This is a genomic window from Achromobacter insuavis (genome assembly GCF_902859645.1).
GTDB lineage: Bacteria > Pseudomonadota > Gammaproteobacteria > Burkholderiales > Burkholderiaceae_B > Achromobacter > Achromobacter insuavis.
Map to the genome: position 1 here is coordinate 13,784 of NZ_CADIJR010000046.1, position 11,086 is coordinate 24,869.

Below are 11,086 nucleotides of genomic sequence, written 5' to 3' on the forward strand. Positions count from 1 at the left end.
GGCGAATGGCGAGCGCGGCCGTCAACGGCGCCCCGGCCGCCGCCGTCACAGCGTCCGCACCAGCGCCATCCCGCCGAACAGCGCCGCCAGCCCCAGGCCGAGCGACAGGCCGGCGTACAGCAGCGCCAGGCCGGCGCGGCCCTGTTCCACATGCAGCGCCGTTTCCAGCGCGAAGGTCGAGAAGGTGGTGAAGCCGCCGACGATGCCGGTGGTCAGGAACAGCCGGGTCGGCTGCGACACCGAGAACTTCAGCGCCAGCAGTTCGGTGATCAGCCCCATGACGAAGCAGCCGATCACGTTGGTGGCCAGGGTGGCGTAGGGGAAGGCGATCCAGCCCAGCCGCAGCGCGGCCAGGCTCATGCCGTAGCGCGCGGCGGAACCCAGGCCGCCGCCGACGAATACCAGCAGTAGATTCAAGATGTCTCTCCAGATCAAACGATGGAGAGCAACAGCCGGGGCTTGCCCACGGGCCGCGCGGTGGGGCAGCGCGGGCGGCCTCCAGCGAGGTCGCGGCCCGAAAACAAGATACCCGCCGCGGCGGGTGTTTGTCCGGACGACACCCGCTGCGGGCATGTTGCCCGGTCAGCAGGAGCCATCAGCCGAGATCGGCGGTTTTGGGAAGCTCCATTCCCATTGCCGGCCATTTTAGCCCAGGTCGGTCGCCTATACTCGCGTTTTGCCAGGATTACCCGCCATGATTTCCACTTCCGACGCCTACGCCAACGTGGTTGCCGAAACCCGCCATTGGCTCACCCAGGCCGTGATCGGCCTGAATCTCTGTCCGTTCGCCAAAGCGGTTCAGGTCAAGGACCAGATCCGCTTTGCCGTCAGCGATGCGACCGACGCCGAAGGCGTCCTGACCGACCTGCAGGACGAGCTGGCCCTGCTGGCCGAGGCCGATCCGGAAAAGATCGACACCACGTTGTTGATCATTCCCGACGCGCTCGACGATTTCCTCGAGTTCAACGACTTCGAGGACCTGTCGGACCGCCTGCTCAAGCGCATGCGCCTGGTGGGCGAGCTGCAGGTGGCCACGTTCCACCCGCAGTTCCAGTTCGCCGACACGCAGCCGGACGACATCGAGAACTACACCAACCGTTCGCCGTACCCGATCCTGCATCTGCTGCGCGAGGACAGCATCGACCGCGCGGTCGAGTCCTTTCCCGACGCCGCCGAGATCTACGAGAAGAACATCGACACGCTGACGCGGCTGGGCCTGGAAGGCTGGCAGCGGCTGATGCGCAAGCCCGCCTGATGCCGGGCGCGGCCGGCGGCGAAGGCCGTCGGCGCCGTTGTCGCATCTGTCGGGACGCCGCCGCATCGGGGCGCGACCGCGCGGGCACGGTCGGCCGCGCGCGAACGTGAGTTCAGCGGGGCAACGATGCTCCACCGCAGATGGCGATGTCCTGGCCGGTGATGGCGGCCGCCTCGGCCGACAGCAGGAACGCCACCAGGGCCGCGATCTCGGCTGGCTGTATTAGCCGGCCGATGGGCGGCAGGCGCGCCGGACTGGCGGCCCGCGCGGGGTCGTCCAGCATGCCCGTCTGCGTCGCGGCGGGGGACACCACGTTCACCGTCACGCCGTTGCCCGCCAGTTCGGCGCCCCAGCTGCGCGCCAGCGCCACCAAGGCGGCCTTGGACGCGGCGTATTGGCCGCGGCCGGGCATGCCCTGCGCGACGCGGCTGCCGACCAGCACCACGCGGCCTGCGCCCCGCGCCACCATCGCCGGCGCCAGGTCCCGGGTCAGGCGGACCGCGGCATCCACGTGCAGCTTCCACATGCGTTCGCCGTCGGCGGGGTCCGATTGCGCCAGCGGCGCTACCCGCAACAGCCCCGCCGCATGTACCAGGGCCGTGACGTCGTCCAGGGCCTGCGAGGCCTGGCGGGTGGCGGCGTCGTCGCACAGGTCGACCTCGACATGCCGGTAGGCGGCATGCCGGGCCACGGCGGGCCCGAGGTCCAGCCCGGTCACGCGCCAGCCGCCGTCCAGCAGCCGCTGCACGATCGCCTGGCCGATGCCGCCGGTGGCGCCGGTGACGACGGCGTGGCCTGGCGTGGGATCAGTCGACATGGATGTGCCCCTCTTCGATGATCTTGCGCGAGCGCGCCATGTCGTCCTTCTGGAAACGCGTGAACTCGGCCGTGGTGATCGGCGTGATCGTCACGCCCAGCTGTTCGTACTTGGCCGCCATGCCCGAGGACAGGGCCTTGTTGACCTCGGCGTTGAGCTTCTCGACGATCGGCGCGGGGGTGCCGGCCGGCGCCCACAGGCCGTACCAGCTGTAGTACTGGTAGCCGGGCAGCACTTCGCCCACCGTGGGCACGTCGGGCAGGTTGGGCAGGCGCGCTTCCGAGGTGACGGCGAGGATCTTCAGCATGCCGCCCTTGTAGTACGACAGGGCGCCCAGCACCGGGTCGATGAATCCGTCGATGCGTCCGCCCACCAGGTCCTGCAGCGCGGGCGAGGTGCCGCGGTAGGGAATGACCATGTAGTCCAGGCCGCCCTGGCGCTTGAGCAGTTCGGTGGCCAGATGCCCGGCCGATCCGATCGAGCCGACGGCGAAGGTGAGCCGGCCCGGGTTCTGCTTGGCGTAGGCCAGCAGGCCGGCCAGGTCCGACACCGGCAGGTCCTTCTTGACCGAGACCGACAGCGGCGCCTTGCCGGCCATGGCGACGGGCACGAAGTTCTTGTCGACGTCGAAGGGCACCGACTTCATCGTCATCGGCGCCGTGGTGAAGGTCGAGGCGTTAAAGAGCAGGGTGTAGCCGTCGGCCGGCGACCGGGCCACCACGTCGGCGCCGATGATGCCGTTGCCGCCCGAACGGTTTTCCACCACGAAGCTCTGGCCGGTCTGCTCGCTCAGTTTCTGGGCCACGTCGCGGCCCAGCATGTCCAGCGTGCCGCCCGGCGGAAAGGGAATCACGAACCGCACCTGGCGTGCGGGATAGGCCGCCTCGGCCTGCGCCGCGCCGCCGCCCAGCGCCGTGCACAGGGCCAGCACGGCGCGCAACAGAATGGTTTTTCGCATGATGTGTCTCCTCGGGTTTTGATGTCGTCGCGGCGTGGCCGGGGCTGTCCCGCCCCTTGGCCGCCGCGCGATGCGGCTTCAGCGCGCCAGCAGTTCCGCCTTGGCCAGCGCGGCGCGCAGCGCGTCCATCTCGACCGGGCCGGGGGCCTCGGTGGGCGGACGCACCGCGGCGCTCTCCAGCACGCCGGCCAGATACATGCCGGCCTTCATGCGGGCATGCGCTTCGCCAGTGGGCTCGCCGGCGCCATACACCGCGTCCTTGAGCGGGGTGATCAGCGCCTGCACCGCCTGCGCGCGCTTCAGATCGCCGGCCTTCACCGCCTCCCACAGGTCGATGATGAGCTGCGGGATGAAGGTGGCGAAGCCGACCAGCGCGCCGTCCACGTCCTGCACCATCGAGGCCAGCAGGTATTCGTCGTGGCAGGTGAGAATGGCCTTGGAGGCATCGGCGTCGCGCAGCGCCTGGATGTCGCGGGCATACTTGTTCATGTCGCGCTGGCCGACCTTGAAGGCCTGCACGTAGGGCAGCCGCGCCAGGTCGGCCAGCAAGCTCGACGAATAGGACGCGCGCGTCCACGCCGGATAGACGTGGCAGACCAGGTCGAGATCGGGCGCGGCCTCGTGGATGGCCTGGAAGTATTCCAGCGCGTGGCCGGGCGTGAAGCCGAAACGCAACCAGTGGTGGGGCGGCATCACATCCAGCGCGGCGGCGCCGGCGGCGCGCGCGGCGCGGGCGTGTTCGGCGGCCTCGGCGATGCCTTCGCACACGATCGAGGAAATCACGGGCAGCCTGCCGCGCAGCTCGTCGGCCACGATGCGGGTGACCTGCGCACGTTCGGCGGGCGTCAGCGAAAACACCTCGCCGGTGTGGCCGTTGGTCATGACGGCGACCACGCCGTCGTGGCCCGCCAGCCAGCTGGCCAGGCGGCGCAGCGCGGGCTCGTCGATGCGGCGGTCGGCGGTGAACGGGCAGGCGATCGCGGGGATGATGCCACGGTAATTCGGGATGGAAGGCATGGGTGTTTTCCAGGTCCTGTGGGTGGGGGAATGGCCGCTATGATTGCGGCATCCCCTTTGGGCCGTCCAATACTCGAATTGCATAGAATTATCTATGCTGCGCTGCAAACAATCATGGGACCTGGAAACCGACCTCTGGACATGAATTGGCTGGAGGATTTCCTCGCGCTGGCCGACACCGGAAGTTTCTCGCGCGCGGCGGAAGCGCGCGCCATCGCGCAACCCGCGTTCAGCCGCCACATCCGCGCGCTGGAGGAATGGGTGGGCGCCGATCTGTGCGATCGCAGCTCGCACCCCACCGAGCTGACCGCCGCCGGCCGCCGCTTCCTGCCGCTGCTCAAGCAGGTGCTGGCCGACCTGGAGGCGGCGCGCATCAAGGCGGTCGCGGCCCACGCGCAGGATGCCGCCAGCCTGCGCTTCGCGGCGACCCATCTGCTGTCGCTGACCTTCTTTCCGAAATGGCTGGCCGGCCTGGAAGCGGACATGGAAGTCGGCGCGATCCAGATGATGTCCGACAGCTTCCAGGCCTGCGAAGACCTGATGGCGCAGCGCCGCGTGCAGTTCCTGCTGTGCCACCGGCATCCGGGCGTGGCCAGCCGCCTGGATGAAACCGCCTATCCCATGGTGCGGCTGGGCTCGGACACGCTGGTGCCGGTCAGCGCACCGGCCGCGTCCGGCCGTGATGGCGAGCCGGCGCACCGCCTGGCGGGCGACGCCGCCGTGGACTTCCTGGCCTATGGGCCGGCCTCGGGCCTGGGGCGCATCGTGGCCAGCCAACTGCGCAAGAAGGATCTGGGCGAGGAACGCATCCGCGCCAATTTTGTCGGGCCGCACGCCACGCTGCTGCGGACCATGGCGGTGCAGGGCCGCGGCGTCGCCTGGCTGCCCGGCATGCTGGTGCAGGACGATCTGGCGCAGGGCAGGCTGGTGCGCGCGGGCGGCGCCGAATGGGATATCCCGGTGGAGATCTGCCTGTACCGCCAGCCGACCGACATGGCCGCGGTAGCTGAACAGCTATGGCGGCTGGCGCAGGCGCGCGCGGCGGCCTGACCGACAGCGCCGCCCGCGCGCATGGGCATGATCCTGGACCCCTTGCGCTAGGGGTTGCGATGGAACCTTTCCCGTCCTGGGGTTACTGAATGGCGTTTTCGGGCTGTCAGGAGTTCCCCATGAAGAAATATCGTTGCCGTCCCTTGCCACTGATGCTGGTCCTTGCCGGTGTCATGCTGCACGGCGCGCCTGCCGCTTTCGCCGCGGGCTCGGGCGGCGCGGGCGCGGTGGGGATACCCGGCGGCGGCGCCTTTGGCGGGCCGGCAGGCAACGGCAATGGCGGCCAGGCGATCGGCCAGCCGGGGCAGAATGGGCTCGGGCCAGGCGGGAGCGGCGGCGGCGGGGGCAGCGACGGTAGCGATGTGCCGGCTTCCGGCGGCGCGGGGCTGCCGGGCAATGAAGCGCCCTCTGTCTCCTTGAATTCCTCTGCCTCCATGATCGGCGGCGGCGGGGGCGGCGGGGGGCTGCTGATCGTGTGGTCCGACCCGCATCCCGCCGCGGCGGGCGGCGCCGGCGGCAGCGGGGTGCGGCTGTTCGGCGCCGGCGCGACCCAATTGGACAACCAGGGGCTGATCGTCGGCGGCGGCGGCGGGGGCGGGGGAGTGATCGACTGGGGCGGCTGGGTCAATCCGCCCCTGACGCTGTCCAGCGTCGCCGGCGGCCAGGGCGGCGCGGGCGTGGTCGCCGAGGGCGCGGGCGCGGTGCTGGTGAACAGCGGGCAGATATGGGGCGGCGGCGGGGGCGGCGGGGGCCAGGTGACCAGCCTCGAGGGCGGCAGCTCGGTCCCCCGGATCGGCCGCGGCGGCGACGGCGGCGTGGGCGTGGCCCTGGCTGCCGACAACCAGCGCCTGCTCAACATTGGTGAAATCCGTGGCGGCAACGCCGGGGCCAGCGGCGCGTACGATTTTGGCCTGGGCGGCGTCGGCGTGCGGGTGTCCGGCAACGGCACCATCGTCACTCAGCAGGGCACGATCATCGCCGGCCTCGACTCGCGCAATGCGCGCGGCACGGCGATCTGGCTGTCGGGCGCTGGCAATACCCTGGCGCTGGCGCAGGGGTCGACCACGCTTGGCGATGTGCTGCTCAGCCCGGCGGGCGGCAATCGGCTCAAACTGGCGGGCGGGGCGACCGCCGCCGTTGCGGTCACCGGCAATGTGACGTTCGGCGCGGGCGGCATCTACACCGTGCGCGCCACGCCCGCCGCGTTCGACCGGCTCGACGTCACCGGCCGGGCGGCGCTGGGCGGCGCCACGGTCGAGGTGACCGCGCAACCCGGCGCGTACAGCGAACACTTCAGCCAGGTCGTGCTGAGCGCCAGCGGCACCTTCGTCGGCTCGCGCTTTGCCGGGGTGACTTCCGACCTGGCCTACCTGACCCCGACGCTTACCTACTCGGCCGACGACAAGCAGGTGACGCTGACGTTGACGCGCGCGCGGGTCCCGCCGGTGGACCCCGTCGACCCGGTCGACCCCGTCACGCCGGTGGATCCGGGCACGGGCGGCACGCCGCTGCGCTTCGCCGACCTGGTGTCGGGACGCAATGCCCGCGCCGCGGCCAACGCGGTCGAATCGATGCCCGCCTCGCACAGCGTGTACGGCGCGGCCATTTCGCTGCCGGCCGGCGCGCCGCAAGGCTTCTTCTCGGGCCTGTCGGGCGAGGCGCATGCCACGGTGGCGGCCGGCCTGAACAATCTGTCCAGCGCCGTGCGCAACACGCCGCTGGACCAGCTGCGCGGCAACCTGGCCGCCGGCAGCGCGCCCGGCGCGCCGACCGCCGCGGCCGGCGTCAGCGACGCCTCGCCATTGCCCTCGGCCATGCCCGTGTCGCAGGCGCGTCCGGCCTGGGCGCAGCTCGTGGGCAACTGGCAGAGCATTGGCGCCAGCGGCGGCAACGCGGCGGCGCGCCAGCGCACCGGCGGCGTGTTCGCGGGCGCCGATGGCGCCGTCGGAGGGGGCTGGCGCATGGGCGGCGCGTTCGGGTATACGGATTCGCGCCTGTCGGTGGACGACCTGGCGTCGCGCGCCGATATCTCCAGCTACAGCGCGATCGTGTATGGCGGCAAGGCCTTCGCGGTCGGCGCGGGCAAGCTCAACCTGATGGCCGGCGCCGCCTATTCCTGGCACGACATCCACACCCGGCGCCAGATCGGCGCGGGGGGCCTGGACCAGACGCTGACGGCGGACTACGGCGGCAACACCACCCAGGTCTTCAGCGAGCTGGGTTACGCCCTGGGCGTCGCCGATGGCCTGACGCTGGAACCTTATGCCGGCGTCGCCTGGGCCGGGCAGCGCGTGCGCGGTTTCAGCGAGTCGGGCGGCAGTGCGGCCCTGTCGGGCGCCGCGAGCCGCAACGACACCACCACGACCACGCTCGGCCTGCGGGGCAGGCAGACCGTGGCGCTGGGCACGCTGGCCGGCTCGGTGTCGGCCGGCCTGGGCTGGCGCCATGCGTTCGGCGACCTGACGCCGGTCTCGCGCGTGGCCTTCGACGCTGGCCAGGCCTTCACCGTCACCGGCGCGCCGATCAGTCGCGACGCCGCCCTGGTGGAGGTGGGGGCCGACCTGGCCGTCGGCCGCGGCGCCACCCTCGGCCTGGCCTATGCGGGCCAGTACGCCAGCGCCGCCCGCGACCATACGGGCCGCATTGAAATGCGCTGGCAATTCTGACGGCATCCGGCGCGCACCGGGATATCCCTAGATAGCCCCCGCGCCATATTGCATACAAGATACCGTCATTGAGACCCCCCGCCGTTCGGCGGGCGGCCTGTGCTTCCTTCCCCCCTTGTTCATCGCATGGCTCGCGCGGCCGCCTGTCGCGCGGTCGCCGTGCGCGCCTGTCTGGAGAGAGCCTTATGCCGTTCACCCGTCGCCACGCCCTGGGCGCGCTTGCCGCGCTGCCGTTGCTGCCTCGCCTGGCGCTTGCCCAGGCCAATTTCCCCACCCGCCCCGTGCGCCTGCTGGTCGGCTTCGCGCCCGGCGGCCTGACCGACATCGCCGCCCGCGCGCTGGCCGAGCGCATGGGCAAGATCCTCAAGGGCAACGTGGTGGTCGAGAACCGGCCGGGCGGCCAGGCCATCATCGCCACCGTGGCGGTGGCGCGGGCCGAGCCCGACGGCTATACGCTGGGCTTTGCCGGCACCAACGGCATGATCCTCAACCCCTTGCTCTACAACAACCTGCCGTACCAGGCCTCGGACTTCAAGCAGCTCGGCTCGATGGGCAAGTCGCCGATGCTGCTGATCGTGCATCCGGCGCTGGGCGTCAAGAACGTGCAGGAGTTCATCGCGCTGGCGAAAAAGAAGCCCGGCGACATCACCTGCGCCCATGCCGGGCGCGGCGTCATCAACCACCTGGCGCTGCTGCACTTCCAGTCCAGGACCGGCACCCAGTTCCAGGACGTGCCGTACAAGGGCAGCGGCCCGGCGCTGCTGGACCTGATGGCCGGCACGGTGCAGAGCACGTTTGATTTCCCGACCTCGGCGCTGGCCAACATCCAGTCCGGCAAGCTGCAGGTGCTGGCGGTGACGGCCGACCAGCGCCTGTCGAGCCTGCCCGACGTGCCGACCATGAAAGAGGCCGGCGTCGATGGCTTCGAGCTGTACACCCGCATGATGATCTCGGGCCCGGCGGCGATGCCGGCGGCGGTCGCCGCGACGCTGGAGAACGCGGTGCGCGAAGGCACGCGCGACCCCAGCCTGGTCAAGCAGTTTGCCGAGCAGGGCGTGACCGTGGAGTTCACCTCGTCGGCCGACCTGGACCGGGTCATCGCCGAAGAGTCCGCCATGTGGGCCGGCGTGATCCGCGCCAACAACGTGCCCAAGACCGACCTGAAAGGCTGAGGACGCGCCATGACCGAACAAGCCCGCATCACCGTCAGCCCCGAATCCGCGCTGATCGACGTGCCGCGCGAGATCCGCATCGACGGCTTTCCCGCCTACGCCTTCGTCACCGTCACGGCCCGCATGTCGATGAGCAGCGTGCCGTGGCGTTCGCAGGCGGTGTTCATGGCTGGCCACGACGGCAGCCTGGACCTGGCGCGCGATTGCCCGGTGTCCGGCAGCTATGCCGAGCCGTCCGCCATGGGACTGGTGTGGTCGATGACCTGCGAGCAGATGGACCGGGTGGTGTTCCCGCCCGATCGCACCGAGCCGCTGGTGACCGACCTGCACGCCACCGACGGCCGGCACGAGGCCACGGCGCGGCTGGTGCAGACCTTCGCGGCCGAGGGCGTCACGCACCGCGCCGTACGCGAGCAGGTCGGCGGCATGACGCTGTCGGGCGAGCTCTACACGCCCGCCGGGCCCGGCCCGCATCCGCTGGTGATCTACATGAACGGCTCGTCCGGCGGCGTCAACGCGCCGCGGGCCGCGCTGTTCGCCGCCCGCGGCTACCAGTGCCTGGCGCTGGCCATCTTCAACTACGACGGCCGGCCCAAGTACCTGAACGACATGCCGCTGGAGTATTTCGAGCATGCGCTGCGCTGGGCCCGCGCCGAACTCAAGCCGCGCGACGGCTTCGTGGCGCTGTCCGGCATCAGCCGCGGCGGCGAGACCTCATTGCTGGTGGCGTCGCACTATCCCGACCTGGTGAGCGCGGTGGTGGCCTACGTGCCGTCGCCCGTCACGCATGGCGTGGTCAGCGCCGGCGAGCCGGGCACCGGACGCAACGCGCAGGTCTGGCGCAAGGCCGGCGAGCCCTTGCCGCACCTGTGGCAGGACAACGCCAGCGCCGATTGGGAGGCGGCCTACGCCTCGGATCCGCCATACCGGCAGACCCACGCGTTTCTCAGCGCCAGCCGCGATGCCGCCGCGTTCGAGCGCGCCCGCATTCCGGTGGAACGCTATCCCGGCCCGGTCATGCTGGTCAGCGCGTCGGACGACGGTTTCTGGCCCAGCACCGCGTATTCCGAGATCGTCGTGCGCCAGCGCCAGGCGCATGGGCTGCCGACCTTGCACCATGTCTGCCATGGCGCGGGGCACCACGTGCACTATCCGTGCCTGCCGGCCACGCTGATCAGCAAGCCGCACGCCATGTCGGGCCTGTTGCTGGACGCGGGCGGCACGCCGCCGGCCAACGCGGCCGGCAACGAGGCGTCCTATCGCGCGGTGCTGGCCTTCCTGGCGCGCGCGGCCGGGCAAGCGTCATAACGCACACGGCCCCGACCGGCGAGGCCGGCGGGGCCGTGGGGGCGCGGGCCGGCGCATGCGCCGGCCCGCGGGCGTTTCAGAGGATCACGCCTCGGCGGCGGCTTCCTCGGTCGCGGCGACCGGCTGCACCTGATCGATCAGGCTGGGCCAGGTGTTGATCGACAGCAGGTGGCAATAGACCAGCGGCAGCCAGCCGTTGGCGCGCCAGCGCAGGAATTCCGCTTCCGGCAGCTTGTTGAACTTGGCTTCGTCGATCACCTTGAAACCGGACATGGCCAGGCGCTGACCGTCGGCCAGGGTGATGTCGGCGCGGTTCTCGATCAGCAGGTCGGCGTCGGCCAGCGCGCGCGCGAACTCCAGCGTGTAGGCGTGCTGGTTCTGGTAGTCGCGGCAGAACTCCAGCGCGCTGCGCGCCAGCGCGGTCGGCTCGCCGGCCTCGTCGAAGAACGGGTTGTCACGGCCCTCGACCACCGCGGCGGCCTTCTCGTCGACGCACAGCGTGTACTGGCTGCGGTCTTCGTTCTCCATGAAGATGAAGGGATAGCGGCGCACGTAGGCCGGGATGTAGGTGCCGGGGCGCCATTGGCCCTGCGCGTCGACGAACAGGTTTTCCTGGCCGCGCACGCCCAGCACCGCGACCGGCGTGGGCTGCTCGCCATCGGTGAAGACGATGGGGAAGTGGCGGCACGCGGTCGGCAGCTCGGTGGCCACCAGCGGCACGGCGTTGGTCTTGGCGGCGTAGCCGAAGCCCGTATTGCTGGCCAGCGACAGGTTGTCATGCACGCCGGCGGCGAGCGGACGGGGTTGTTCGTAGAACAGGGGAAGCGAAGTCTGCGTAGTCAT

The 11,086-nt window shown here is 70.8% G+C and carries 10 protein-coding genes and 1 riboswitch; of the genes, 5 read left to right on the forward strand and 5 right to left on the reverse strand.

Going from position 1 to position 11,086, the window contains the following annotated elements:
* Positions 1-45: 45 nt before the first annotated feature.
* Complete coding sequence (crcB, locus tag H0523_RS20995; protein ID WP_054429803.1) at positions 46-417, reverse strand: fluoride efflux transporter CrcB; 372 nt, start codon at positions 415-417, stop codon at positions 46-48.
* A gap of 162 nt (positions 418-579) precedes the next feature.
* A riboswitch (Fluoride riboswitch) is annotated at positions 580-641 on the reverse strand.
* A 53-nt stretch (positions 642-694) separates the two neighbouring features.
* Between crcB and H0523_RS21000 the strand changes: the two genes are divergently transcribed.
* The gene (locus tag H0523_RS21000; protein WP_054429802.1) at positions 695-1,255 is read left to right on the forward strand and encodes a DUF1415 domain-containing protein; all 561 of its coding nucleotides are present in this window, start codon (positions 695-697) and stop codon (positions 1,253-1,255) included.
* A 112-nt stretch (positions 1,256-1,367) separates the two neighbouring features.
* Here the strand turns inward: H0523_RS21000 and H0523_RS21005 are convergent, their stop codons facing one another.
* The 3 genes from H0523_RS21005 to H0523_RS21015 all read right to left on the reverse strand — a co-directional run bounded on the left by H0523_RS21005 (position 1,368) and on the right by H0523_RS21015 (position 4,047).
* Positions 1,368-2,072: an SDR family NAD(P)-dependent oxidoreductase gene (locus tag H0523_RS21005; protein WP_054429801.1), complete on the reverse strand. Its 705-nt coding sequence runs from the start codon at positions 2,070-2,072 to the stop codon at positions 1,368-1,370.
* Complete coding sequence (locus H0523_RS21010) at positions 2,062-3,030, reverse strand: Bug family tripartite tricarboxylate transporter substrate binding protein (protein WP_054429800.1); 969 nt, start codon at positions 3,028-3,030, stop codon at positions 2,062-2,064. The genes H0523_RS21005 and H0523_RS21010 overlap by 11 nt, the downstream gene beginning before the upstream one ends.
* 78 nt (positions 3,031-3,108) lie before the next feature.
* Complete coding sequence (locus H0523_RS21015; RefSeq protein WP_054429799.1) at positions 3,109-4,047, reverse strand: dihydrodipicolinate synthase family protein; 939 nt, start codon at positions 4,045-4,047, stop codon at positions 3,109-3,111.
* A 141-nt stretch (positions 4,048-4,188) separates the two neighbouring features.
* Between H0523_RS21015 and H0523_RS21020 the strand changes: the two genes are divergently transcribed.
* The 4 genes from H0523_RS21020 (at position 4,189) to H0523_RS21035 (ending at position 10,243) form a co-directional block, all read left to right on the forward strand.
* Positions 4,189-5,097 (forward strand): LysR family transcriptional regulator, encoded by a 909-nt coding sequence (locus H0523_RS21020; RefSeq protein ID WP_231689753.1) that lies wholly within the window; start codon positions 4,189-4,191, stop codon positions 5,095-5,097.
* A 119-nt stretch (positions 5,098-5,216) separates the two neighbouring features.
* A complete protein-coding gene (locus tag H0523_RS21025) occupies positions 5,217-7,763 on the forward strand; it encodes an autotransporter family protein (protein ID WP_231691884.1) in 2,547 nt (848 codons plus the stop codon).
* A 185-nt stretch (positions 7,764-7,948) separates the two neighbouring features.
* The gene (locus H0523_RS21030) at positions 7,949-8,935 is read left to right on the forward strand and encodes a Bug family tripartite tricarboxylate transporter substrate binding protein (protein ID WP_054429797.1); all 987 of its coding nucleotides are present in this window, start codon (positions 7,949-7,951) and stop codon (positions 8,933-8,935) included.
* Positions 8,936-8,944: 9 nt separating this feature from the next.
* Positions 8,945-10,243 carry an alpha/beta fold hydrolase gene (locus H0523_RS21035; protein WP_054429796.1) on the forward strand — a complete coding sequence of 433 codons (1,299 nt, stop codon included), beginning with the start codon at positions 8,945-8,947 and terminating at the stop codon, positions 10,241-10,243.
* An 84-nt stretch (positions 10,244-10,327) separates the two neighbouring features.
* On the opposite strand, the gene H0523_RS21040 is transcribed toward H0523_RS21035, so the two are convergent.
* On the reverse strand, positions 10,328-11,086 hold the full coding sequence (locus tag H0523_RS21040; protein WP_054429795.1) for a SapC family protein: 759 nt from the start codon (positions 11,084-11,086) through the stop codon (positions 10,328-10,330).

Excerpts from the sequence above, each read along its gene's own strand:
- H0523_RS21000 (WP_054429802.1), top strand. The coding sequence starts at position 695 with ATGATTTCCACTTCCGACGCCTACGCCAACGTGGTTGCCGAAACCCGC.
- H0523_RS21005 (WP_054429801.1), bottom strand. The coding sequence starts at position 2,072 with ATGTCGACTGATCCCACGCCAGGCCACGCCGTCGTCACCGGCGCCACC.
- H0523_RS21010 (WP_054429800.1), bottom strand. The coding sequence starts at position 3,030 with ATGCGAAAAACCATTCTGTTGCGCGCCGTGCTGGCCCTGTGCACGGCG.
- H0523_RS21015 (WP_054429799.1), bottom strand. The coding sequence starts at position 4,047 with ATGCCTTCCATCCCGAATTACCGTGGCATCATCCCCGCGATCGCCTGC.
- H0523_RS21020 (WP_231689753.1), top strand. The coding sequence starts at position 4,189 with ATGAATTGGCTGGAGGATTTCCTCGCGCTGGCCGACACCGGAAGTTTC.
- H0523_RS21025 (WP_231691884.1), top strand. The coding sequence starts at position 5,217 with ATGAAGAAATATCGTTGCCGTCCCTTGCCACTGATGCTGGTCCTTGCC.
- H0523_RS21030 (WP_054429797.1), top strand. The coding sequence starts at position 7,949 with ATGCCGTTCACCCGTCGCCACGCCCTGGGCGCGCTTGCCGCGCTGCCG.
- H0523_RS21035 (WP_054429796.1), top strand. The coding sequence starts at position 8,945 with ATGACCGAACAAGCCCGCATCACCGTCAGCCCCGAATCCGCGCTGATC.
- H0523_RS21040 (WP_054429795.1), bottom strand. The coding sequence starts at position 11,086 with ATGACTACGCAGACTTCGCTTCCCCTGTTCTACGAACAACCCCGTCCG.